A 23,081-nucleotide genomic window follows, 5' to 3' on the forward strand; every position below is an offset into this window, starting at 1 on the left:
GCTCGCAGGAGGACCGGTTCATACAGGCGCAGCACCGTTCGTATTGCATCGTTGTCGGCGATTTCGACCAGGATGCCGTGAAAGAGTTCGTCGGCGGCGATGGCGCCGTCGATGTCACCGCACCGGAGCGCTGCGGCGAACAGGCGATTCGCAGCACGCATCCGCTCGATCGTGTTCGAGTCGAGTCGCGGCACTGCTGCAAGCGCAGCGAGACGGTGCATGGCCGCTACGACATCGCGAGCCTCACTGGTGGCCCGACGTTCGATCGGCGAGATGATTGTCGCCCGTCCCGGTGTCGTCTGGACGAGTCCCGCGTGTGCGAGCTCGAGCAGCGCCTCGCGAACAGGTGTGCGGCTCACGCCCAGCCACTGCGCAATGTCGGCGTCACGCACCTGTTCGCCCGGCGCGAGGGTGCCGTCCACGATGGCGGCGCGCAGCCGTGCTTGTACCTCGTCGCGGAGGAGGGGGCGGTGGGTGCCCGCTGTCGAGGGGACCGGCATGCAATATATTGCATACGGAACGACGCTTGTCTGTCAACTCCGACCGGCGGGGTTCAGGCCAGGTGTCCGGCGGGGACGTCGAGATCGCGGGTGTACGTCAGCGTCGTGATCACGGCGATCTCGAGCGCGCGCGTGATGTCGGCTTGGGGGAGCGATGCCGCGCCGGGTGGTGCGTTCTCGGCATCCCATGGCACATGGATGAAGCCCGCCCGCAGTCCCGGGGTGTTCGCGCTCACGTGTGCGAGCGTGAAGAATACGTCGTTGCAGACGAACGAGCCTGCCGATAGCGACACGGAGGCGGGGATGCCGCTGGCCGCGATCTCCGTGGCGATCGCCTTGACGGGGAGCGAGGATGCGTACGCGAGGGGCGCGCCGGGGATGCTGGCGGTGTCGACGGGCTGATGCCCCGCGTTGTCGGGAATGCGGGCGTCGCGCAGATTCACGGCGATGCGCTCCGGCGTGATGGCGTCGCGACCGCCGGCCAGGCCTGTCGCAATGACGACATCGGGCCTGTGTGTGGCGACGAGCTCGATCAGCTCTGCGCCAGCGCGCGCGAAATCCACGGGAAGTACTGCCGTGACCAGTCGAGCCGGCCCGTTCCACGCGGCGCCCAATCGCACTACCGCGTCGCCTGACGGATTCGTCTGATCACCGGCGAACGGTTCGAAGCCGGTCAGAAGCACGGTCGACATGCCTTCACGGTACGTCGAGGATGCCGGTAGAATATGCTGACACGATTTAGCAACGCGGAGAAGGTCGTCAGGACCGAGCCGCAGACGCCTCCGGAGTGCTCCTCATGACCCATCCGATCCAGCTCATCGCCTATGCCGACCGCCTGGGAGGGACGATTCCCGCGCTCGGTGAAGTAGTACGCGACCGATTCGCTGGAGCCTTCGGCGGCGTTCACATCCTTCCTTTCTTCACGCCCTTCGACGGCGCCGACGCCGGGTTCGACCCCGACGATCACACGACAGTCGACCCTCGGCTGGGCACGTGGGACGATGTCCGCGCCCTCTCTGACGACCTCGATGTCATGGTGGATGTCATCGTCAATCACGTGTCTGCCCGCTCGCCGCAGTTCCGCGACGTCATCCAGAACGGGGACCAGTCGCGCTACGCGGAGATGTTCCTGACGATGGGAACCGTCTTCCCGGACGGTGCGACAGAAGCCGATCTGCTGCGGATCTATCGGCCCCGTCCCGGGCTCCCGTTCACTCCGTATCCGTGGGGCGAGTCGACCCGGCTGGTGTGGACCACCTTCACCGCGGCACAGGTCGACATCGATGTGCGCAGTGCTGCGGGGTCCGCGTACCTCATTTCGATCCTGGATGCCCTGCGCGATGCTGGCACACGGATGATTCGCCTGGACGCTGTCGGTTATGCGGTGAAGACGCCGGGCAGCTCGTCGTTCATGACGCCTGAGACCTTTGCTTTCATCGATGAGCTGACCGTGCTGGCGCACGAGCGCGGGCTTGAGGTCCTCGTCGAGGTTCACTCGTTCTACCGTCGCCAGATCGAGATCGCCCAGCGCGTCGACCGTGTGTACGACTTCGCGCTTCCGCCCCTGGTGCTGTTCGCTGCCGCGACTGGAGATCACGCGCCGCTGGCGCGCTGGATCGCTGAGCGGCCCGAGAACGCCGTGACCGTGCTGGACACTCACGACGGCATCGGCATCGTGGACGTGGGGCCCGACGCGGCGACGGGGGAGCCCGGGCTTCTGGATGCCACCCACCTCGACGCGTTGGTCGAAGCGATCCACGACGCCACGGGCGGGCAAAGCCGGGCGGCAACGGGCGCGGCGGCTTCGAACCTCGACATCTATCAGGTCAACAGCACTTTTTACGACGCCCTGCGCCGCGATGATCGGGCGTACCTGGCAGCACGTGCGGTGCAGCTGTTCTTGCCCGGCATCCACCAGATCTATTACGTCGGGGCTCTCGCTGGAACCAATGACATGGATCTGCTCGGGCGCACCGGGGTCGGGCGCGACATCAACCGCCACATCTACAGCGACGCCGACGTGACGCGCGACCTCGAGCGGCCTGTCGTTGCCGCTCTGTTGGAGCTGTGCCGATTCCGCGCTGGCGCCCCGGGGCTCGACGGGGCCTTCCAGTCGCGGCTCGATGACGACGGATGGTTGCACATGCGGTGGGAGTCGGCATCCGGATGGTCCGAGCTGCGGGCGCGGCTGGACCAGGGCCAGGCCGAACTCCGCTGGGCGCGTGCCGACGGGCGCGAGCACGCTACGGCGGACCTGCTCGAGCAGCCTCCCACCGATGGGTGAGGCCCGGACGCGTTCGGCTCGCCGTTCGCTGAGCCGGTGCGCCGCCGCGGCCTAGACTTGACGCTCGTGGTCACCCGTCTCTCGCATTACTTCCTCCGCACGCTTCGCGAAGACCCCGCCGACGCCGAGGTCACCAGCCACAAACTCCTGGTGCGCGCCGGCTACATCCGGCGTCAGGCACCCGGCATCTTCGCGTGGCTGCCACTGGGCCTGCGGGTCAAGGCGAAGCTCGAGCAGATCATCCGCGACGAGATGGCTGCCGCGGGAGCCTACGAAGTGCACTTCCCGGCGCTGTTGCCCCGGGAGCCCTACGAAGCGTCGGGGCGCTGGGAGTCTTACGGCGACGGTATCTTCCGCCTCCAGGATCGCAAGGGCGCCGACTATCTTCTCGCTCCGACCCACGAGGAGATGTTCACGCTCCTGGTGAAGGACCTCTACTCCTCGTACAAGGATCTGCCGCTGGCGATCTACCAGATCCAGGACAAATACCGCGACGAGGCTCGGCCGCGCGCGGGGCTACTGCGCGGGCGTGAGTTCACGATGAAGGATGCCTACTCCTTCGACTACACGGATGCCGGGCTCGATGCGTCGTACCAGGCCCAGCGTGACGCGTATGAGCGAATCTTCCAGCGGCTCGGACTCGAGTACGTCATCGTCAACGCCGACAACGGGCTGATGGGCGGCGCTCGGAGCGAGGAGTTCCTGCATCCGACCCCCGTCGGGGAAGACACGTTCGTTCGCAGCGCCGGGGGATACGCCGCCAATGTCGAGGCCTTCACCACGGTCGTTCCTGCACCCCTGCCGTTCGATGGCCTTCCGGACCCGGTGATCTTCGACTCGCCCGACACCCCGACGATCGCCACGCTGGTAGACCACCTCAACGCGAACGAGGCTGCCCCGGCTCCCGGCATCGCCGGTCCCGCCACGGATGGCGACACGACGTGGACGGCAGCTCACACGCTGAAGAACGTGGTGCTCGCGCTGACCCACCTCGACGGCACCCGCGAGATCGTCGTGGTCGGTATCCCTGGAGACCGCGATATCGACGACAAGCGCGCCGAGGTGGCCTTCGCGCCCGCCGCCGTCGAGGCGGCGACGGCTGACGATTTTGAGAACAGCCCGTTGCTCGTGAAGGGCTACATCGGTCCCTGGTCACCGACGGGGGCGATTCTCGGCGAAGAGTCGGCGACCGGCATCCGGTATCTCCTCGACCCGCGTGTCGTGGAGGGTACGTCGTGGGTCACTGGCGCGAACATCGACCAGAAGCATGTCCACTCACTCGTGGCGGGACGGGACTTCAGCGGCGACGGTTTCGTCGAGGTGGCGAACGTTCTGCCCGGCGACCCGGCACCGGATGGCTCGGGACCCGTCGAACTGGCGCGTGGAATGGAGATCGGTCACGTCTTCCAACTCGGCCGCTTCTTCGCCGAGACGCTTGGCCTGAAGGTTCTGGATGAGAACGGCAAGCTCGTGACGGTGACGATGGGCTCCTACGGCATCGGCGTCACGCGGATCCTTGCGATCATCGCTGAGCTGAGCAACGACGAGAAGGGTCTCATCTGGCCGACTGCCGTGGCACCCTTCGATATGCACGTCGTCGCCACGGGCAAGGACGCCGTCGCGTTCGACCTTGCGGAACAGGCAAGCGCGCGACTTGAGGCGGCCGGTCTCGAGGTCGTTTACGACGACCGCCCCAAGGTTTCTCCGGGGGTGAAATTCGGCGACGCGGAGCTTGTCGGCGTGCCACGCATCCTCGTGGTCGGACGGGGAGCGGCGGCCGGTGAGGTCGAGCTCTGGGATCGCCGCACCGGCGAGCGCGAGACGATGACGCTTGACGACGCCATCGCTCGCCTCGCGCCGTGAGGTATCAGTAGGCGATCTTCGCGTGCCGGACGATGTCGTCGTCCGGTGTGTCGCGGGTCACCAGCGCCTTCAGCATCCCGGCGGCCTGCGCCAACCGGTTCTGTCCGGGTTCCCAGAACTCCACTTCGACCGGGCTCACCCGCAGGAGGGTGATCCCGGGCGTATCGAGCCCGTCCTCGAACCACACCTCCAGCGACGGCGAGTACAGCTCTTGCATGAGTGCATCGTCGTGGACGACGCGGGCGTGACCGGCGACCGAGACGTAGCGCATGCCCTTCGGGTCGCAGTAGGACAGTCCGACCTCGTCATCTGCTTCGGCCTCGTCGACCTTCTTGGTGTGCTCGGCCGTGAAGAACCAGATGTCTCCGTTCTCGTCCATCCGGCGTGTGCTCATCGGGCGGCTGACCAGATTGCCGCCGTCGTCGCGCGTCGTGAGCATCGTGATGTCGATGTCTTCGACGAGTTCCTTGGCGCGGGTGCGGGCTTCGGTTCCTGTCAATTCCGTCATGTCGGCAGGATGTGGGTCATCCCCTCGCGCGCGCGAGGGGATTGACACGGGTCACAGGTCTGCATATCGGGCGCGGAAGAAACAGAAGAGCCCGTATGCGGCGAAGCCTGTGCCGACGCCGATGACGAGTGCCGGGCCGGCCGGTAGCGCGAGCAGGGAGTGGATCGCTTCGTCCAATCCTCCGGCGGCGTCTGGGTCGGTGGTGACCGCCGCGATCACGACCAGGATGCCCACGACGGCAAGCGCGAGGCCCTTTGCGACGTATCCCACGATTCCGAGCACTGTCACCGTCATCCCGAGCCCCCCGCCCGGGTATGACATCTTCTTCTGGAAGCCGCGGGTCACGCCGACACCGGCGTAAGCAACGCCGGCGATGAGGATGCCGATCCCCAGGATGCCGAGCACGATCGGTCCCGCGAACAGCGAGAGCACGCCCTCGCTGGCCTCCTCCGCGCTCTGTTCACTGTTGGGCCGCGCGCCCAGTGCAATTGCTGCCGCCAGCACCGCAAGGATCAGGTAGACGACCCCGCGGCCCCAGGAGGTTATTCTGCGCCGCCACCTGTCGGGCTCATCAGAGCCGCGTACGACAAGGCCGTCCGCGAGCTGATGGGCGCCGAGCACGGCAAGCAGCGCGGCAATCACCCAGACGAGGATGATGCCGAACGGCGCCTCGGCCAGTGCGGTGAACGCCCCGCTCTGGCTGGTCTGCTCGCTCGATCCTCCCAGCGCGACAGTGATCACGAGGGTGCTCAGGAGCAGATGCACCAGGCCCATCGCGACGTATCCGCCTCGGGCGAGCGCTCGAACGGCGGGATGAGATTGCGCATCGCGCGCGGTCTTTTTCACGCTGCCGGGGGCCATGGGGCGAGCGTATCTGCGGTCGGCACGGTCGCGGAGACGGTTGACGTCAGCGCGAGCCGATGCAACAGGCGATCGTCAGTGGGCTCAGAGTCCGAACTCCGCACGCACGTGGTCGCGGATCTCGACATACTGCGGGCGATCCCAGAAGAAGAGAAGCTTCTGCGCGATCACCGTGTCGTCGTCGGGTTCGGGCTCGAGCACGAACGTCATGAAGCTCTCGGCGAAGTCTTCGACCACATTGGTGGCGGCGTAGTCGCTGACGAAGTCCTCTTCGTGATCGAGATAGAACTCGTAGGCGAGGTCGGCGTCTGCATTACCAGGATCCGGAGCATCCGACCCGTACCGGGCCCAGAACTCCTGGTCGAAGCCCCACAGCGCCGAATCCGGCTCTGCGCACCCCTCGTCCAGCTGCAGCGTGTCGCAGCTCCACGCATCGGGGTCGGTCTGGCCCGGAGACAGGCTCAGAATGTGCGCGTACTCGTGGATCATCGTGGGCAGCAGCACATCTTGGTCTGCCCCGTCAGCGAGGTTCACCACGAGTGTCCACCGCGCGGGATCGTCAGTCTGGCGTACGTAGGCCCCCAGGTCGCTGGACTCTGAATCTCCGACACGGAAGTCGCGGATGACGCTGCCTGCCACCTCGGGGGTCGCGATCCTCACGAACATGTCCCAGACCGACTCGGTGGTATCGTCCCCGGTGGGTGACAGCGAAGCATCCGGCTCGACGGTGTAGACCTGGACGACGCCGAGATCCTCGTCATCCTCGGTGTAGACCTCGCCGTCGCTGTACTGGCCGGAGCCGCTCTCGTCGACGACGCCGAAGTCGGTGAATGCTGTCAGCGAGCAACCCGAGAGCGCCAGGAGAAGGGCGACGAGGGCGGTTGCGGCGGCGGGCAGTGTTCGCCTGCGGGTCATTGCTGTGCTCCGTGGAGGTGATCGCGGTGCTTCTGGGACTGCCGCTTTTTGGTGATGAGATCCAGCGGACCGGTGACGGTGAGTTCGTCTTCCCAGCACTCGATCCCCGTGACGCCGGGCAGCAGGTCGCGGGTGAAGACGGGATCGCGGCCCTCCCGGCGTTGGCGGGTGTAGTCGCGCAGCAGGCGGAAGGCGATGCCCGACAGCAGCGCGATGGCGATGAGGTTGATCAGTGCCATGACCCCCATGACGCCATCCGCGAAGCTCCACACCAGGTCGGCAGAGGCGAGCGAGCCGAGGAGCACGGCGAGAACAACGGCAACACGGTAGGCCGGGAGGATGCCGCGTCGGGTGGTGATGAACTCGATGTTGGACTGGCCGTAGTAGTAATTGCCGAGGATCGACGAGAACGCGAGCAGGAAGATGATGATGCTCAGCGCAATGTTCGACCACTCTCCGAGCGTGGAGACAAGTGCCCCCTGGGTGAGGGCGATCCCTCGCGATGCGCCAGCCAGATCAGGGACAGACACCAGGATGATGAAGGCGGTGATCGAGCAGACCAGGAAGGTGTCGAAGTAGACGCCCAGCGACTGCACCAGGCCCTGCTTGACCGGGTGCGTGACGGCGGCGCTGGCACCCGCGTTCGGAGCTGAACCGAGGCCCGCCTCGTTCGAGAACATGCCGCGTCGTACACCCGTCAGCACGATGTATCCGAACGTCGCGCCGACGACTTCGTTGAACCCCCACGCCTGCGTGAAGATCTCCCCGAAAACGACAGGGAGCTGATCGATGTGGATGGCGACCACCGCAAGGCCGAGCAGCAGGTAGGCGAGCGCCATGAGCGGCACCAGGGTCTGGGTGACTGACGCGATACGACGGATGCCGCCGAAGACCACGAGCGCCGTCAACAGGGCCACAATCACCCCGGTGACCGGGCCGACCCATCCGGCATCCGTCCCGAAGCTCGACGAGACCGTGTCGGCGATCGTGTTGGCCTGCAGGGATGAGAACGCGAACGGGAAACAGATCAGCAGGATGACGGCAAAGAGCACACCCATCCACCGCGCGCGCAAACCTCGCTGCATGTAATAGGCGGGTCCGCCGCGGAAGCCGCCTTCGGCGTCGCGCACCTTGAACAGCTGCGCGAGCGAGGACTCGATGAAGCTCGAGGACGCGCCGATCAGCGCCATGAGCCACATCCAGAACACTGCTCCGGGTCCGCCCAGCGCGATCGCGGTTCCCACCCCCGCGATGTTGCCGACGCCCACTCTCGAGGCCGCCGAAATCGTGAAAGCCTGGAACGACGACACGGACTGCGGTGCGCCGTCGGTTGTTCGCGGCGTCTTGTCGGTGAGGGTGCGGAACATCTCCGGGAAGAGCCGGATCTGCACGACGCCCGATCGCACCGTGAAATACAGGCCCAGTCCGACGACGATCGGAAGAACCGCCCAGGTCCAAAACAGGTCACCCCACTCGACGATGAGGGAATTGACGTCATCCACGGCATCAGTATGTCGGTTCCGGGATGGAATGAGCGACCAACACGGGACGAGTAAAGGAGCGATCGGGTAACGTGGGATGATTCCGCGCGGCGTGTGATTCGCGACGGGTAGAGCTGAATAGGGAGGTCACGATGGACATCGATCTGACACTGCTCAGAACGGTCGAGCGCGAGAAGGACATTCCGTTCGACGAACTCGTTCGCATCATCGAGCAGGCGATTCTGACCGCCTATGCAAAACACACCTCGCCAACCGGCGAGGCACCCGAGGGTGCGCGCGCTCAGCTGGACCGTAAGACGGGCCACGTCGCGATCTTTGTGCCGCTGCTGGATGACGAGGGTGTGGTCATCGGCGAAGAGGAGACCACGCCCGAGAACTTCGGTCGCATCGCGGCCTTCGCCGCCAAGCAGGTCATCAGCCAGCGCCTGCGAGACATCGCCGACGACGCCGTCCTCGGCGAGTTCCGGGGCAAAGAGGGCGACATCGTCGCCGGTGTCGTCCAGCAGGGACCGAACCCGCGCATGGTGCACGTCGACCTCGGCACGGTCGAGGCGGTCCTGCCCCCCGAGGAGCAGGTGCCCGGAGAGGACTACGCCCACGGTTCGCGGCTGCGGGTTTATGTGACATCCGTCTCGAAGGGAACGAAGGGTCCGTCGATCACCGTTTCCCGGACGCACCCGGGCCTCGTTCGCAAGCTCTTCGCTCTCGAAGTTCCCGAGATTCCCGCGGGGCTCGTGGAGATCGTGTCCCTCGCGCGTGAGGCGGGGCACCGCAGCAAGATCGCGGTGAAGGCCAACGATCCGTCGATCAACGCCAAGGGAGCCTGCATCGGGGAGCTGGGGCGGCGTGTGCGCGCGGTCACCGAGGAACTTGGCGGCGAGAAAATCGACATCGTCGACTACAGCCCTGACCTCGCGACGTTTGTCGGCAATGCCCTCTCGCCGGCGAAGGTGACTTCCAGCTTCGTGTTGGATGCCAAGACCAAGGCCGTACGGGCCCTCGTGCCGGATTACCAGCTCTCCCTTGCCATCGGCAAGGAGGGACAGAACGCGCGGCTTGCCGCAAAACTCACGGGCGCGAAGATCGACATCCAGCCCGACAGCATTCTCGACGAGTCCTGATCGGCCGAGCCTCGCGTGGGCTGGCCCGGGAGGGCAGGTGTAGGATGGAACCTGTACGAACGTGCGTCGGATGTCGCACGCGTTCTTCCCGATCGGCGCTTCTTCGCGTCGTGGCCATCGAATCCTCACTCGTCTGGGACGAGCGGGCTTCGATGCCGGGGCGGGGTGCGTGGGTTCATCCGACGCGAGAGTGCGTCGACGCGGCACTGAAGCGTCGGGCCTTCGTACGCGCGCTTCGCGCCCCAGGTTCTCTGGATTCGCAAGCGCTCACGAAACGGCTGAACGAGAAACGGCTGAATGGCAATGGACACAAAGTGAACGGCTCGAAATGAGACCCGTCCGCAACTAGTGGTCCGCCCCTGTCTGGGTGGACCCCAGACAGGAGAACTGTGGCAAAACCACGCGTGCACGAGATCGCATCCGAACTCGGCATTGACAGCAAAGTGGCTCTCGCGAAGCTGAAGGAGCTCGGCGAATTCGTCAAGAGCCCCTCTTCGACGATCGAGCCTCCCGTCGCGCGGAAGCTGCGCGCGGCGTTCGAGGGACAGGGCGCTGACGCAGCCAAGGGCAGCGGCACGACCGCACCCTCGAGCGCGTCAGGCGCGCGCCCCGCCCCGCGTCCCGGCGCGACGTCAGGTCGCTCGGGATCGCGCCCGGCTGCAACTCCCGGGGCTGCGACCCCGGGACCGCGTCCCGGCCCGCAGCCGGCGGAGAAGGCGGAAGCTCCCGCCCCGGCGGCATCCGCACCCGCTGCGCCTACGGGGTCCAGCGCGCCGGCGTCCGAAGGCAACTCCGCCGACACGGGATCCTCTGCTGCTCCGACGCCGCAGGCTCCGCGTCCCGGTGGCGCACCGCGTCCGGGCAACAACCCGTTCGCGTCGCAGCAGGGTATGGGCCAGCGCCCGGCCGGCCCGCGTCCGGGCAACAACCCGTTCGCGTCGCAGCAGGGTATGGGCCAGCGCCCGACTCCTGCCAACATCCCGCGGCCTCAGGCTCCGCGTCCCGGTTCGCCCGGACGCCCCGGTGGCCCCGGCCGGCCGGGCGGCGCAGGCCGTCCCGGCGGTGGCGGTCGCCCCGGTGCACCGTTCCAGCAGCGTCCCGGCGGCGCCGGTCGTCCCGGTGGCGGCGGTGGGTTCGCTCGTCCCGGCGCGCCTGGCGGCGGTGGCGGTTTCCCCGCCCGTCCCGGTGGCGGCGGCCGTGGCCGCGGTCCTGGCGGTGGCACCGCCGGTGCCTTCGGTAAGGGCGGTGGCAAGTCCAAGCAGCGCAAGTCGCGTCGGGCGAAGCGTCAAGAATTCGAGATGAGGGATGCCCCGCAGGTCGGCGGCGTCAACGTCCAGAAGGGCAACGGCGAGATCATCCGCCTGCGCCGCGGCGCGTCGATCTCGGACTTCGCCGACAAGCTCGAAGCGATCCGCGGCTACACGGTGCAGCCCGGCACCCTCGTGACGATCCTGTTCAACCTCGGTGAGATGGCAACTGCCACCGAGTCGCTGGATGAGGCGACCTTCGAGGTCCTCGGTGAAGAGCTCGGCTACAAGATCCAGATGGTCTCGCCCGAGGACGAGGACAAGGAGCTGCTCGAAGGCTTCGGTCTGAATCTCGAGCAGGAGCTCGCTGAGGAGGACGACGAAGACCTCGAGATCCGTCCTCCCGTCGTGACCGTGATGGGTCACGTCGATCACGGTAAGACCCGCCTGCTCGACGCCATCCGTCGGACCAACGTCGTGGCGGGTGAAGCCGGTGGCATCACGCAGCACATCGGTGCGTACCAGGTGTGGACCGAGCACGAGGACATCGAGCGTGCCATCACCTTCATCGACACCCCGGGTCACGAGGCCTTCACGGCCATGCGTGCCCGAGGTGCGCAGGTGACCGACCTTGCGATCCTCGTGGTCGCTGCCGACGACGGCATCATGCCGCAGACGGTGGAGGCGCTCAACCACGCGCAGGCGGCGAACGTGCCGATCGTCGTGGCGGTCAACAAGGTCGACAAGCCCGACGCCAACCCGCAGAAGGTCCGCCAGCAGCTGACCGAGTACGGTCTGGTGGCCGAAGAGTATGGCGGCGACGTCATGTTCGTCGACGTGTCAGCGCGCCAGGGAACCGGCATCCAGGATCTGCTGGACGCTGTCCTGCTGACCGCGGATGCCGGCCTGGACCTGCGTGCGAACCCGAACAAGGACGCCCGCGGTGTGGCGATCGAAGCCAAGCTCGACAAGGGCCGTGGTTCGGTGGCGACGGTGCTCATCCAGTCCGGAACGCTGCGCGTCGGTGACGCGATCGTCGCGGGTACCGCGTACGGCCGTGTCCGCGCGATGGTCGACGAGAACGGCGATCCGGTCGAGGAGGCGGCTCCCTCGCGTCCGGTCCAGGTGCAGGGTCTGAACTCCGTGCCCCGCGCCGGTGACGTGTTCATCGTGACCGACGAGGACCGTATGGCCCGGCAGATCGCCGAGAAGCGTGAGGCCGCCGAGCGCAACGCCCAGCTGGCCAAGGCGCGCAAGCGCATCTCGCTCGAGGACTTCACCCGTGCCCTCGAGGAGGGCAAGGTCGAATCGCTCAACCTCATCATCAAGGGCGACGTCTCCGGTGCCGTCGAGGCGCTGGAGGAGTCGCTGCTCAAGATCGAGGTCGACGACTCGGTGCAGTTGCGCATCATCCACCGCGGTGTCGGTGCGATCACCGAGTCCGACGTGAACCTGGCGACGATCGACAACGCGATCATCCTCGGATTCAACGTGCGACCGGACTCGAAGGCTCGCGAGCGCGCTGCCCGCGAAGGTGTCGACATCCGGTTCTACTCGGTCATCTACAACGCGATCGACGACGTCGAACAGTCCCTCAAGGGTCTGCTCAAGCCGGAGTTCGAAGAGGTGCAGTCGGGCGTGGCCGAGATCCGCGAGGTGTTCCGCTCCTCGAAGTTCGGCAACATCGCCGGATGTATCGTCCGCAGCGGCACGATCACCCGCAACGCCAAGGCGCGCGTCATCCGCGAGGGTGTCGTCATCGCCGACGGCCTCGCTATCGAGTCGCTCCGCCGGTTCAAGGATGACGTCACCGAGGTTCGCACCGACTACGAGTGCGGTATCGGGCTCGGCAAGTTCAACGACATCCAGGTCGGCGACGAGATCGAGACGACGGAGCTCGTGGAGAAGCCGCGCGGCTGAGGACCACGACACGCTGTGACTCGGGATGTCCCGCCCATTGAGGTCGGGACATCCTGAGTCTCGGCGGTTGGAAGCGCAAGGAGAGATGAGATGACTGGGGAACGTCAGGCACGCATGGCCGACCGGATCAAGGTGCTCGTTGCCGAGCGTCTCGAGAAGGGTCTGCGCGATCCTCGCATGGGGTTCGTGACGATCACTGATGTTCGCGTCACGGGCGACCTGCAGCACGCGTCAGTGTTCTACACGGTTCTTGGAAGCGACGAGGAGAGGGCATCGACAGCTGATGCCCTGCGCGCGGCAACCGGCATGCTCCGCAGCGAGGTCGGGCGAAAGCTCGGCGTGCGGTTGACCCCGACTCTCGAATTCATCCACGATGGACTGGCCGAAGACGCCGGGCACATCGAGGAGCTGCTTCGTGAGGCGCGTGAACGGGACGATGCCGTTGCCGGTCTTGCAGCATCGGCGACGTATGCCGGCGATGCCGACCCGTACGTGGCGCCCCGCATCCTTGCCGACGACGAGGACTGAGTTCCCTCAGTCGAGCACCGTTCTGCTCCGCACGGAGCCGGACACACCTGAGTACAGCGAACGTCCCCAGTGGCGGGCGCGCTCGAGTTCACCGGTTACGAGTGGGCCCTGGACGTCGGTGACATAGAAGCTGCGTGATGCCACGGGAATGAAGCCGCGCGTTCGGCCTTCCTTTGCCGCAGCCCGACTGGCCGATCCCGGCACCCACCGCTGTTTGGTGTGGGTGTCGAACGTGGCCAGGGGAACGGGCGCGGCGAGGCTGACGGCCGCGAGCCAGTCGCGGAGCCCTCTGGCACTGCCTCTGACGGCCCCCCGTGCGACGGCGTCGTGGCGTGTGGTCTCGCGCGACATCGAGAACGCGTGGGTCGGGCCGCCGGCAACGACCAGAGTGGCATCAGCCGGGACGGTCAGCAGCGCGCTGTCGACATCCGTGATCGACACATCCGACCACTCAGCCAGCCCCTCGGCGGTCGCTCGGGCGATGTCTCGGGTGTTGCCGAACATCGACTCGTAGATCACGAGAGTCTTCACGAGTGTTGAGGTTAGGGTGTCGCGCGTGCCTCGCCTAGGGACTTTCGCCCCCGCGGCAGGCAGGCAATGTCGTCTTCGAGCTCGATGAGGCCATCGGCGATGAGTGAATCGATCGCGCGGTCACGTTGTGTCCGATCCGGCCAATCCGGCGCGAGGGTTTCGGCTGCGACGGGGGAGGGTGCGGCCTCGCGGAGAGCCCGCAGTACGAGGCCGCGAACCTGGCGGTCACTTCCCTCATACGCTGCCTGTCGCGGGCGTCGGTCTCCGGTGTCGGGGTAGCCGGCAGCTCGCCACGCGCATCTCTCTGCGACCGGGCACGCATCGCAACGCGGCGCTCGGGCCGTGCACATCGTCGCGCCGAGCTCCATCGTCGCGGCATTGAAGAGCGCGGCATCCTTCCGCTCGAGGGGGAGGAGGGCTGCCATGGCATCGAGGTCACGCCGGGACGGAGGACCGGGCTGAGATCGTCCGTCGATCACGCGCGCGAGCACTCGGCGCGTGTTCGTATCGACGACCGGATGCCGCTCACCGTAGGCGAAGACCGCCACCGCACGGGCCGTGTAGTCGCCGATGCCGGTCAGTGCCAGGAGGGCTTCCACGTCGCGGGGAACCACACCGCCGTGTCGTGTGGTGATCTCTTCAGCTGCACGGTGCAACCACAGCGCGCGCCGGGGGTATCCGAGATTGGCCCACTGGGTGACGGCCTCGGCGGGAGACGCCTCCGCGAGATCGGCGGGCGTCGGCCAGCGCTGCAGCCACGCTTCCAGGTGCGGAATCACACGAGCGACCGGTGTCTGCTGCAGCATGAACTCGCTGACCAGGATCGCCCACGCACCCGTGCGCGGTTCCCGCCAGGGTAGGTCTCTCGCGTTGTGCCGGAACCACTCATTGAGATCGGAAGCGAGCGGATGCACGGCCCTCAGCCTATGCGTCCCGCGCTGAGGTCGGATTGCGGTGGCTCGGGCGGGCCGCAGGGGAGTCGGCCCTCGCCGAATAGGCTGGAGGCATGCGTCTGCCCGCCACACCGACAGTGACGCTGATGCGTGAACTTGTCAGTGCGCTGCCCCGGCGGCGGCTGGCGGGCCGTTCGATCGTCGCTGTAGACGGGGCTGACGGGGCCGGGAAGACCGTGTTCGCGGACACCCTGGCCGCTGTCATGAACGACCTCGGCGTGGTGGCGATCCGCGCATCCATCGACGGATTCCACCGGCCTCGCGCAGAGCGCTACGCGCGCGGTAGGCGCTCGCCCGAGGGGTTCTACCTCGACTCCTACGACTACGCGACGTTCCGCCGCGTTCTGATCGACCCGTTTCGCGAGGGCGGGCTGACCGGAGCGACCGCGGGCTTTCAGGTGGCGGCGTTCGATCTCGAGCGCGACATCCCCGTTGAAGCAGAGTGGACGACGGCGCCGCAGGATGCCGTGCTCGTCGTCGACGGCATCTTTCTGCACCGGCCCGAGCTCATCGACGTCTGGGACTGGTCGTTTTGGCTTGATGCTCCGGCTACCGTGCGCTTCGCTCGCATGGCGGAGCGCGACGGCACCGACCCCGACCCGGATGCGGCGTCGAACGAGCGCTATCGCGTGGGCCAGGAGATGTACATCGCACGCGTGGATCCCGCAGCTCTCGCCGCGGTTCGCATCGACAATTCCGATCCGACGAACCCGAAGGTCATCAGATGAGCGATCCGAGCGGCATCCTGCTCGTCGACAAGCCGGGTGGCATGACCAGCCATGACGTGGTTGCCCGCGCGCGGCGCGCGCTCGGCACGCGAAAAATCGGCCATGCCGGAACCCTCGATCCGATGGCCACGGGACTGCTCGTGCTGGGTGTCGGGGCATCGACACGCCTGTTGACCTTCATGGTGGGACTTGACAAGACCTATGAGGCGACGATCCGCCTCGGCGTCTCGACCGGCACCGATGATGCGGAGGGCGAGGTCATCGCGGCGGTGGCGGCCGATGCGGTGACCGACGCCGACATCCGCACCGGCATCGACGCGCTCACCGGGACGATCGACCAGATTCCCAGTTCCGTTTCCGCGATCAAGGTCGACGGGCGACGCGCGTACGACCGCGTACGAGCGGGTGAGCAGGTAGAGCTTGCGGCTCGCACTGTGACGGTGTCGCGATTCGAGGTTCGCCACACGCGCCGGGCTGCGACGGATGCCGATGGTGCCGCGCTGCCGGTGATCGATCTCGGTGTCTCGGTCGATTGCTCGAGCGGAACCTACATCCGCGCACTCGCCCGAGACCTCGGCGCTGCCCTGGGCGTGGGGGGACACCTGACCGCGCTGCGACGCACCCGCATCGGCCCGTTCCTGGTTGCCGATGGGACGAGGATCGACGACATCTCAGCCGTTCGACTGCTCCCACCGGCGGCGGTCGCCGGGACGGTTCTCGGAGCGGTCCCCGTGTCAGCGGAGGAGGCGCGCGACCTCCGTCAGGGCAAACGGATCCTCGGGGCGGCGGAGCGGCTGTCGTCGGGAACTGCGGCAATCGACCCTGACGGGCGGCTCGTCGGCATCCTGGAACGGCGCGGCAATGATCTGAAGAGTGCGATGAATATGGCGGAGGGGTCATGATCCTGTGGTTCACCTACGTGCAGGTGGGAGTGGCAGTCCTGGGAGGTCTGCTGTGCGTCATCCTGGGTCTTGCCGGGCGTCGCCCGAGTGACTACACCGTTGGGGCCCTCGCGCTGTTGGAGCTTCTGCTGGTGGCGCAGGTCGTCATCGCCATCGTGGCTCCCTTCGTCGGTAACCTTCCGACCGGGAGCGTCCTCGAGTTCTGGGTCTACCTCGTCTCGGCGGCGCTTCTTCCGCCAGCAGCGGTGATCTGGGCCCTGCTGGAGCGCAGCAGGTGGAGCACCGTCATCATGGGGATCGCGGCTCTTTCCGTTGCGGTGATGGTGTGGCGGATGCAGGTCATCTGGACGATCCAGATCGGATGAGGCACGTCCGCGAGGTCGCGGCTCGCCCCGAGACCGGCCGCGCGGGACGTAGGATGAATGCCGCTATGACTACGCCTTCCCGACCCCGCATGACCGGAATCGGACGGGTACTCGTGATCGTCTACGCGATCATGGCTCTCGCGGCCACCGGTCGCTCGTTCGTCCAGATTGTGCGCGAATTCGATGAGGCACCTGTCGCATACACGCTGTCCGCGCTCGCCGCGGTCGTCTATATCCTCGCTACCCTCGCGCTGATCTTCGCAGGACGCCGAGGCTGGTACCTGGTCGCCTGGATCGCCATCTCTTTCGAACTGGCGGGCGTCCTCATCGTCGGGACGCTCAGCTACCTCGTCCCCGATATCTTCGGGCATCCGTCGGTGTGGTCGTACTTCGGTGGTCTTGGACCGGACGGCTATATCGGATACCTCTTCGTCCCCCTCGTCCTGCCGTTCCTGGGGCTGTGGTGGCTGTGGTCGCACCGTCCTGCCCGCGTCGCCTCTCTCGACGACGTCGCCGCGGTGTCATGATCGTTTTTCGGGACCCCGCCGAGGTGCCGTCGGGCTTCGGTCCGAGCGTTGTGGTCATCGGTAAATTCGATGGTGTGCACTCCGGCCACCGCGCGGTGATCGACCGAGCGCGGGTGAAGGCAGTGTCGCTCGGCGCGACAGTGGTCGCCGTCACCTTCGACCGCAATCCGCTAGCGCTGCTGGCCCCCGACAAGTGCCCCGAGAACCTCATTGGGGTGAACCAGAAAGTACGTCTGCTTGCCGATACCGGCGTGGACGCCGTGCTGGTGTTGCGCTTCGACGAAGATCTCGCGTCTCTGGCAGCTGACGAGTTCGCCAGTCTCGTTCTGGTGGACGCATTGGCCGCCGAGGCCGTGTTGGTCGGCGCCGACTTCCGCTTCGGTCGGGGTGGCGTCGGTACTGCGCAAACCCTCACCGCTTTCGGTCTCAGCCACGGCTTCGAGGTTGACGTCGTCCATGACGTGCGAGCTGCCGACCGAGGCAGGCGCGTCTCGTCGACATGGATTCGGGAGCTCCTGAGCTCCGGGGACGTCGTGGGCGCGCGCAAGTTGCTCGGCCGCGACCATTCGGTCGTCGGCGAGGTCGTTCACGGACTCAAGCGTGGAAGAGAGATCGGGTACCCGACCGCGAACCTCAGCGACGACCTCGAAGGGTTCGTTCCGGCCGACGGTGTGTATGCCGGCTGGCTCATCGATCAAGCGGATGCCAGTGGCCTGCGCCCCGGCATCCGATACCCGGCGGCGATCAGCATCGGCACGAACCCGACGTTCGATGACGTCGCATCGCGGCAGGTCGAGGCGTACGTGCTCGACGAGACCGATCTTGACCTTTACGGCCGTCAGATCGAGCTGCGGTTCGTCGAGCGCATTCGCGGCATGGGCGCATTCGAGGGCATCGAGGCCCTCGTCGCCCAGATTGCGAACGATGTCGAGCGCACCCGCGAGATTCTCGCGCGTGATCAGTCAACGGACTGACCACCGCCGCTTACCGCTCAGTAGGAGGACTCGTCCACCGCGCCGCTGGCCGTTCCGCCGGCAGCGATTCTCCGAAGCTCGCCGAGGATCGTCGCGCTGCCGCTTGTTCCCAGTCGGGTTGCGCCGGCGTCAAGCATCGCGAGTGCGTCCTGGAGACTGCGTACCCCACCTGACGCCTTCACCTGCGTGTCCGGCCCGACGGTTCGCCGCATGAGGCTGACAGTTTCGACCGTCGCGCCCCCGCCGGCAAAGCCCGTCGAGGTCTTCACGAAGTCGGCCCCGGCTTCTTCGGCGAGCCGGGAGCCGCGTTCGATCTGCTCATCGTCGAGGAGGGAGACCTCGAGGATGACCTTGGTGACGGCACCGCCCGCGGCCTCGACGACGGCGCGGATGTCGTCACGGACCACATCATCGAACCCCGAACGCAGCGCGCCGATGTTGACCACCATGTCGAACTCGCTAGCTCCGTCCGCGGCGGCCTGTCTGGTCTCCGCCACCTTCGCCGCTGTCGAAGTGGTTCCGTGCGGGAAGCCGATGACGGTGCCGACAGCGACGCCGGACCCCTCGAGGAACTGCACAGCATGGGCGATGTCGGAGGGGCGGACGCACACGCTGAAGACCTTCCAATCCCGGGCGATCGTGAGCTGCTCGTCGACGTCGTCGCGGGTGAACTCCGGCTTGAGGATCGCGTGGTCGATCGTGGCTGCCAGCTGCGCCTCGGTGATCTGTTCGGTGGTCTCGCTCATGCCTTCAGCCTACGCACCGGTCGGCGCGGGGGACACCGGATCAGGCAAGCGCGAGGTATCGTCGCTCGTGCTGTCGAGCCCAAGGAGAACAGGATGCGTTCGAGATCCCTCGCCGCCGTGGTGCTGATCGCGGGCGCCCTCGTGCTCGCTGGCTGTGACGCACTGCCTTCCGAGACTCCTGCGCCCACGGCATCCGAGTCCTCGGCTGCCCCCGCTCCGAGCGAAACGTCGTCGGCCACGCCGTCGCCGACCGCGGAGGCGGGATTCACGCTGCCGGGAGCGTGCGACGCGCTGTACTCGCCCACAATGCTCCAGGAATTGAACAGCACCAACCCGCCGCTGAACGACCCCGGCATCACGATCTACGCGACAGAGAACGTTGCTGCCCTGGAGATCCTGAACTCCGGGATCCCGACGTTGCGTTGCTCCTGGGGTGCCGCCGGGGCGCCGGGGCTCGTAACAAACGTCTCGGTCGTTTCAGCCGACCAATCCACGGCGCTCATGGATGCTTTCGCCGGCTCCGGCATGGCGTGTGAGGAACTCGGCGCCGGCACGGTGTGCCGCATCGAGCAGCAGACCATCGATCGCAATGACAACATCGTGACGATCGGTGAGACGCACTACCTGCAGGGCGATGGCTGGGTTGCAACCCACTGGGTGGACTTTTCGCCCGACGGCTACACGGAGGACATCGTCGCCACGCTGTGGCCCTGACGAGTCCTGCGATGGCGCGCGGGCCACTCGCGCTAGACTAGGGGAGACGCCGCGTCACACTGCACGGTTCGCAGAAGCGAGTGCCCGTGTTGTCGTGAGCCGCAGGTGTCGATGTTCGAGTGAGATCGCGTCTTTGCAGACGCTCATCCGACGCCACGATGGCGGCGGTCACAGATGTACCAACGCTCAGGAGGAGCATGCCGGCTACGGCAACCGCCGCCCAGCGGCGCAAGAAATCCTCGTCCGCACGCCGCGACGATGAGGCCCCGATCATCCCGATCCTCGCGCGCAAGGTGCGCGAGGTCGAGGCGAAGGCCCAGCGCGGCAAGCTCGGGCCGACCAACCGCGTGAAGTTCCAGGTCATTGCGTTCCTCGTGCGCGAGGAGCGGGCCAGGGTCAAGGCCGATACGTCGCTCACGGATGCCGCGCGTGTCGAATTGCTCAAGCGGCTCGACGGTGTCGCGACGATCCTCGCCAAGACCGCTGCGCGGGACACGTCCCTCATCCAGCTGCTCGAAGTCGATCAGGCGACCTCGCCCGTGGCGCGTCGTATGCGCCGCGACTGGCTGCTGGAATCAGGCGCCGAACTCCCGCCGGACGAACTCATCATCACCGACACGCCGGCTCCCGCGCAGCAGGTGGTGCCCGCAGCGCTCGCCGAGCGTCAGGTGGTCCCTGCCTCGATCGAGGCGCGACAGATGGCGAACCCGTTCCTCGCTCCGGATCTCACCGCCCGCGCTCCGCGAGACACCCCCCGTCGCCGCCTCGACGGATGGGAACTCATGGGTCCCCTCTACAAGGCGTTCGAGACCGGCGCCGGAGGCGCGGCGGCATCCATGGAGCTTCCGCCGGTTCCCGAGTTCGATCGGCTCTCACCGCGCGGCCTCGAGATCATGCCTCACCAGTCACGGTTCCTGGAGTCGGTGCGCGAGGGGCACCGCACGTTCCTGCTGGCCGATGAGCCGGGCCTGGGCAAGACCGCGCAATCGGTGCTCGCGGCATCCGTCGCCGGCGCCTACCCGTTGCTTGCCGTCGTGCCCAATGTCGTCAAGATGAACTGGGCTCGCGAGGTTGAGCGGTGGACGCCGCACCGGCGCGCCACGGTCATCTCGGGCGACGGTGAAGATCTGGATGCCTTCGCCGACGTCTTCATCGTCAACTACGAGATTCTCGACCGGCACCTGTCATGGCTCGGCTCGATCGGGCTGAAGGGCATGGTCGTTGACGAAGCCCACTTCATCAAGAACCTCACGTCGCAGCGCTCGCAGAACGTTCTTGCGCTGGCCAGCCGCATCAAGGAGCAGGTCCACAATCCGCTGCTGCTCGCCTTGACCGGTACACCGCTGATCAATGACGTCGAAGACTTCGACGCGATCTGGCGGTTCCTCGGCTGGACCACGGGCGACAAGCCCGGCGCGGAGCTGATGGCCAAGCTTGACGAGACGGGGCTCACCCCGGCCGACAAGGCGTTCTATCCCGAAGCGCGCTCCGCCGTGATCTCGATGGGCATCGTGCGGCGCAAGAAGAAGGATGTCGCCGCCGACCTGCCCGACAAGCTCATCGCCGACCTGCCGGTGGAACTCGACGACGAATACGGGCGGTCGATCCGGCAAGCCGAGCAAGAGCTCGGTGCGCGTTTGGCGGCCAAGTACCGGCGCATCATCGACGCGCGCGGCGATCGCGGGCTCGCGCCCGGCGAGATCGACGGGGACATCGTCCGGCTCGTCGCGGAGGGCGAACTCGAAGAGTCGAAGGCGGCCGGTACCGGCAGCGAGAACGTGTTCACGATGGTTCGCCGTATCGGCCAGGCCAAGGCCACTGTTGCCGCCGACTACGCGGCCCAGTTGCAGCGCTCGGTCGGCAAGGTCGTGTTCTTCGCCAAGCACATCGATGTCATGGACGCCGCCGAGCGCCACTTCGCGCAGGCGGGCCTTCGGACAGTCTCGATCCGTGGCGAGCAGACCACGGCAGCTCGCCAGCAGGCGATCGATGCGTTCAACGAGGACGCCGGTGTCGCAATCGCGGTGTGTTCGCTCACGGCGGCCGGCGTCGGCCTGAACCTGCAGGCAGCCTCGAACGTGGTTCTCGCAGAACTCAGCTGGACGGCTGCCGAGCAGACGCAGGCGATCGACCGCGTGCATCGCATCGGACAGGACGAGCCGGTCACGGCGTGGCGGATCATCGCCGCGCACACGATCGACACGAAGATCGCCGAGTTGATCGACACCAAGCAGGGGCTCGCGCTGCGTGCTCTCGACGGTGAAGCTGTCGACCCGGCCTCGAGCGACTCCGTGCAGCTTGCGGCGCTGATGCACCTGCTCCGGCAGGCGCTGGGCGAGGTCGACTGAGCGCCGCGCGCCGGCAGCCGGGGGTGCGTCGAGTAATCACGGCGGCCCGGGGATGGATGCTGCGCGGTGCGGACGCTAGTGTCGGTGGAGGCAACGTCGCCACCTTGCATCCGGAAACACCAACAGGGACGGCACATGAGAATCGGCATCCTCACCAGCGGCGGCGATTGCCCCGGTCTGAACGCGGTCATCCGCGGCGTGGTCCTCAAGGGCACGACGGCATACGGACTCGACTTCGTCGGCATCCGTGACGGATGGCGTGGCGTCGTCGACGGGGACTTCTTCCCGCTCTCGCGCCACGACGTGAAGGGTCTGTCGAAGGTCGGCGGCACGATCCTCGGCACGAGCCGCACCAACCCCTATGAGGGACCTCGCGGCGGAGCCGAGAACATCGCTCGGACGCTCGAGGATGCGGGCATCGACGGCATCCTGGCCATCGGCGGTGAAGGCACGCTCGCCGCGGCCAACCGCCTTTGGAAGGACGGTATCAACGTCCTCGGCGTCCCCAAGACGATCGACAACGACCTGCGCGCCACCGACTACTCGTTCGGGTTCGACACCGCCGTGAACATCGCCACCGATGCGATGGACCGCCTTCGCACGACCGGCGACTCCCACCAGCGGTGCATGGTCGCCGAGGTCATGGGTCGCCACGTCGGGTGGATCGCCTTGCACGCCGGCATCGCAGCGGGAGCGCATGTCATCTGCATCCCCGAAGTCCCGATGTCGATCGACGAGATCTGCCAGCAGGTCACGAGCGCCCATGATCGCGGACGTGCGCCTCTGGTCGTCGTCTCGGAGGGCTTCACGATCACGGGAATGGACGAGGCGCACAGCCACAAAGGACTGGATGCGTTCAACCGCCCCCGCCTCGGTGGTATCGGTGAGCTCATCGCTCCCGAGATCGAGCGGATCACGGGGATCGAGACGCGCGCGACAGTGCTCGGCCACATCCAGCGTGGCGGGTCGCCCTCGGCGTTCGACCGCGTCCTCGCAACTCGCCTCGGACTCCACGCGGCTGACGCGCTCGTCGACGGCGCCTGG

Annotated in this window: 23 protein-coding genes; 14 read left to right on the forward strand and 9 right to left on the reverse strand. The window is 66.7% G+C overall.

Going from position 1 to position 23,081, the window contains the following annotated elements; translation table 11 throughout:
* The coding region (locus B3587_RS05080; RefSeq protein ID WP_292726890.1) for a GntR family transcriptional regulator at positions 1 to 500 on the reverse strand (500 nt) is incomplete at its 3' end.
* Between the two features lie 53 nt (positions 501 to 553).
* Entirely contained in the window at positions 554 to 1,192 is a 639-nt protein-coding gene (locus B3587_RS05085) for a pyroglutamyl-peptidase I (RefSeq protein ID WP_292726891.1), read from the reverse strand.
* A 104-nt stretch (positions 1,193 to 1,296) separates the two neighbouring features.
* Here B3587_RS05085 and gtfA point away from each other — a divergent pair, with 104 nt between their 5' ends.
* On the forward strand, positions 1,297 to 2,784 hold the full coding sequence (gtfA, locus tag B3587_RS05090; RefSeq protein ID WP_292726892.1) for a sucrose phosphorylase: 1,488 nt from the start codon (positions 1,297 to 1,299) through the stop codon (positions 2,782 to 2,784).
* Positions 2,785 to 2,850: 66 nt separating this feature from the next.
* Positions 2,851 to 4,647 carry a proline--tRNA ligase gene (locus B3587_RS05095; RefSeq protein WP_292726893.1) on the forward strand — a complete coding sequence of 599 codons (1,797 nt, stop codon included), beginning with the start codon at positions 2,851 to 2,853 and terminating at the stop codon, positions 4,645 to 4,647.
* Positions 4,648 to 4,651: 4 nt separating this feature from the next.
* Here the strand turns inward: B3587_RS05095 and B3587_RS05100 are convergent, their stop codons facing one another.
* The 4 genes from B3587_RS05100 to B3587_RS05115 form a co-directional block, all read right to left on the reverse strand.
* The gene (locus B3587_RS05100; protein WP_228177690.1) at positions 4,652 to 5,155 is read right to left on the reverse strand and encodes a pyridoxamine 5'-phosphate oxidase family protein; all 504 of its coding nucleotides are present in this window, start codon (positions 5,153 to 5,155) and stop codon (positions 4,652 to 4,654) included.
* 51 nt (positions 5,156 to 5,206) lie between these two features.
* Positions 5,207 to 6,016 (reverse strand): DUF1206 domain-containing protein, encoded by an 810-nt coding sequence (locus B3587_RS05105; protein WP_292726894.1) that lies wholly within the window; start codon positions 6,014 to 6,016, stop codon positions 5,207 to 5,209.
* An 84-nt stretch (positions 6,017 to 6,100) separates the two neighbouring features.
* Positions 6,101 to 6,931, reverse strand: a complete 831-nt coding sequence (locus tag B3587_RS05110; RefSeq protein WP_292726895.1) for an NADH:ubiquinone oxidoreductase subunit 4 (chain M) — start codon at positions 6,929 to 6,931, stop codon at positions 6,101 to 6,103.
* Entirely contained in the window at positions 6,928 to 8,433 is a 1,506-nt protein-coding gene (locus B3587_RS05115) for an alanine/glycine:cation symporter family protein (RefSeq protein ID WP_228177693.1), read from the reverse strand. Before B3587_RS05115 ends, B3587_RS05110 begins: the two co-directional genes overlap by 4 nt.
* Positions 8,434 to 8,564: 131 nt before the next feature.
* On the opposite strand from B3587_RS05115, the gene nusA reads away from it, so the two are divergent.
* The 4 genes from nusA (at position 8,565) to rbfA (ending at position 13,249) form a co-directional block, all read left to right on the forward strand.
* Positions 8,565 to 9,554, forward strand: coding sequence for a transcription termination factor NusA (nusA, locus tag B3587_RS05120; protein ID WP_292726896.1), 990 nt, complete (start codon positions 8,565 to 8,567; stop codon positions 9,552 to 9,554).
* 44 nt (positions 9,555 to 9,598) lie between these two features.
* Positions 9,599 to 9,886: a YlxR family protein gene (locus B3587_RS05125; RefSeq protein WP_228177695.1), complete on the forward strand. Its 288-nt coding sequence runs from the start codon at positions 9,599 to 9,601 to the stop codon at positions 9,884 to 9,886.
* Between the two features lie 57 nt (positions 9,887 to 9,943).
* Positions 9,944 to 12,721, forward strand: a complete 2,778-nt coding sequence (gene infB / locus B3587_RS05130; RefSeq protein WP_228177696.1) for a translation initiation factor IF-2 — start codon at positions 9,944 to 9,946, stop codon at positions 12,719 to 12,721.
* A gap of 90 nt (positions 12,722 to 12,811) precedes the next feature.
* Positions 12,812 to 13,249, forward strand: a complete 438-nt coding sequence (gene rbfA / locus B3587_RS05135; protein ID WP_228177697.1) for a 30S ribosome-binding factor RbfA — start codon at positions 12,812 to 12,814, stop codon at positions 13,247 to 13,249.
* A 6-nt stretch (positions 13,250 to 13,255) separates the two neighbouring features.
* Here the strand turns inward: rbfA and B3587_RS05140 are convergent, their stop codons facing one another.
* Positions 13,256 to 13,780, reverse strand: a complete 525-nt coding sequence (locus B3587_RS05140) for a flavodoxin family protein (protein WP_292726897.1) — start codon at positions 13,778 to 13,780, stop codon at positions 13,256 to 13,258.
* A gap of 11 nt (positions 13,781 to 13,791) precedes the next feature.
* Complete coding sequence (locus B3587_RS05145) at positions 13,792 to 14,694, reverse strand: A/G-specific adenine glycosylase (RefSeq protein WP_292726898.1); 903 nt, start codon at positions 14,692 to 14,694, stop codon at positions 13,792 to 13,794.
* A 92-nt stretch (positions 14,695 to 14,786) separates the two neighbouring features.
* On the opposite strand from B3587_RS05145, the gene B3587_RS05150 reads away from it, so the two are divergent.
* The 5 genes from B3587_RS05150 (at position 14,787) to B3587_RS05170 (ending at position 18,229) form a co-directional block, all read left to right on the forward strand.
* Positions 14,787 to 15,461: a uridine kinase gene (locus B3587_RS05150; RefSeq protein ID WP_292726899.1), complete on the forward strand. Its 675-nt coding sequence runs from the start codon at positions 14,787 to 14,789 to the stop codon at positions 15,459 to 15,461.
* A complete protein-coding gene (truB, locus tag B3587_RS05155; protein WP_228177701.1) occupies positions 15,458 to 16,363 on the forward strand; it encodes a tRNA pseudouridine(55) synthase TruB in 906 nt (301 codons plus the stop codon). The genes B3587_RS05150 and truB overlap by 4 nt, the downstream gene beginning before the upstream one ends.
* Positions 16,360 to 16,728, forward strand: coding sequence for a hypothetical protein (locus B3587_RS05160; protein WP_228177702.1), 369 nt, complete (start codon positions 16,360 to 16,362; stop codon positions 16,726 to 16,728). The genes truB and B3587_RS05160 overlap by 4 nt, the downstream gene beginning before the upstream one ends.
* Before the next feature lie 65 nt (positions 16,729 to 16,793).
* Positions 16,794 to 17,255: a hypothetical protein gene (locus B3587_RS05165; protein WP_292726900.1), complete on the forward strand. Its 462-nt coding sequence runs from the start codon at positions 16,794 to 16,796 to the stop codon at positions 17,253 to 17,255.
* Complete coding sequence (locus tag B3587_RS05170) at positions 17,252 to 18,229, forward strand: bifunctional riboflavin kinase/FAD synthetase (protein ID WP_292726901.1); 978 nt, start codon at positions 17,252 to 17,254, stop codon at positions 18,227 to 18,229. Before B3587_RS05165 ends, B3587_RS05170 begins: the two co-directional genes overlap by 4 nt.
* Before the next feature lie 17 nt (positions 18,230 to 18,246).
* Here B3587_RS05170 and deoC read toward each other — a convergent pair whose 3' ends face one another.
* Complete coding sequence (gene deoC, locus B3587_RS05175; protein WP_292726902.1) at positions 18,247 to 18,975, reverse strand: deoxyribose-phosphate aldolase; 729 nt, start codon at positions 18,973 to 18,975, stop codon at positions 18,247 to 18,249.
* 93 nt (positions 18,976 to 19,068) lie between these two features.
* Here deoC and B3587_RS05180 point away from each other — a divergent pair, with 93 nt between their 5' ends.
* The 3 genes from B3587_RS05180 to B3587_RS05190 all read left to right on the forward strand — a co-directional run.
* Positions 19,069 to 19,689: a hypothetical protein gene (locus B3587_RS05180; protein ID WP_228177706.1), complete on the forward strand. Its 621-nt coding sequence runs from the start codon at positions 19,069 to 19,071 to the stop codon at positions 19,687 to 19,689.
* A 197-nt stretch (positions 19,690 to 19,886) separates the two neighbouring features.
* Entirely contained in the window at positions 19,887 to 22,037 is a 2,151-nt protein-coding gene (locus tag B3587_RS05185) for a DEAD/DEAH box helicase (RefSeq protein WP_292726903.1), read from the forward strand.
* A 135-nt stretch (positions 22,038 to 22,172) separates the two neighbouring features.
* On the forward strand, positions 22,173 to 23,081 hold a 909-nt coding region (locus B3587_RS05190; RefSeq protein WP_292726904.1), incomplete at its 3' end, for an ATP-dependent 6-phosphofructokinase.

The sequence above is a fragment of the Microbacterium sp. UBA837 genome, assembly GCF_002296025.1.
Taxonomy (GTDB): domain Bacteria; phylum Actinomycetota; class Actinomycetes; order Actinomycetales; family Microbacteriaceae; genus Microbacterium.

What these genes read in the sequence shown, in the direction of transcription:
- deoC (WP_292726902.1), bottom strand. Translation starts at nt 18,975, where the DNA reads ATGAGCGAGACCACCGAACAGATCACCGAGGCGCAGCTGGCAGCCACG.
- B3587_RS05165 (WP_292726900.1), top strand. Translation starts at nt 16,794, where the DNA reads ATGACTACGCCTTCCCGACCCCGCATGACCGGAATCGGACGGGTACTC.
- B3587_RS05085 (WP_292726891.1), bottom strand. Translation starts at nt 1,192, where the DNA reads ATGTCGACCGTGCTTCTGACCGGCTTCGAACCGTTCGCCGGTGATCAG.
- B3587_RS05105 (WP_292726894.1), bottom strand. Translation starts at nt 6,016, where the DNA reads ATGGCCCCCGGCAGCGTGAAAAAGACCGCGCGCGATGCGCAATCTCAT.
- B3587_RS05110 (WP_292726895.1), bottom strand. Translation starts at nt 6,931, where the DNA reads ATGACCCGCAGGCGAACACTGCCCGCCGCCGCAACCGCCCTCGTCGCC.
- B3587_RS05185 (WP_292726903.1), top strand. Translation starts at nt 19,887, where the DNA reads ATGCCGGCTACGGCAACCGCCGCCCAGCGGCGCAAGAAATCCTCGTCC.
- gtfA (WP_292726892.1), top strand. Translation starts at nt 1,297, where the DNA reads ATGACCCATCCGATCCAGCTCATCGCCTATGCCGACCGCCTGGGAGGG.
- truB (WP_228177701.1), top strand. Translation starts at nt 15,458, where the DNA reads ATGAGCGATCCGAGCGGCATCCTGCTCGTCGACAAGCCGGGTGGCATG.
- B3587_RS05100 (WP_228177690.1), bottom strand. Translation starts at nt 5,155, where the DNA reads ATGACGGAATTGACAGGAACCGAAGCCCGCACCCGCGCCAAGGAACTC.
- B3587_RS05150 (WP_292726899.1), top strand. Translation starts at nt 14,787, where the DNA reads ATGCGTCTGCCCGCCACACCGACAGTGACGCTGATGCGTGAACTTGTC.
- B3587_RS05170 (WP_292726901.1), top strand. Translation starts at nt 17,252, where the DNA reads ATGATCGTTTTTCGGGACCCCGCCGAGGTGCCGTCGGGCTTCGGTCCG.
- rbfA (WP_228177697.1), top strand. Translation starts at nt 12,812, where the DNA reads ATGACTGGGGAACGTCAGGCACGCATGGCCGACCGGATCAAGGTGCTC.
- nusA (WP_292726896.1), top strand. Translation starts at nt 8,565, where the DNA reads ATGGACATCGATCTGACACTGCTCAGAACGGTCGAGCGCGAGAAGGAC.
- B3587_RS05180 (WP_228177706.1), top strand. Translation starts at nt 19,069, where the DNA reads ATGCGTTCGAGATCCCTCGCCGCCGTGGTGCTGATCGCGGGCGCCCTC.
- B3587_RS05160 (WP_228177702.1), top strand. Translation starts at nt 16,360, where the DNA reads ATGATCCTGTGGTTCACCTACGTGCAGGTGGGAGTGGCAGTCCTGGGA.
- B3587_RS05125 (WP_228177695.1), top strand. Translation starts at nt 9,599, where the DNA reads ATGGAACCTGTACGAACGTGCGTCGGATGTCGCACGCGTTCTTCCCGA.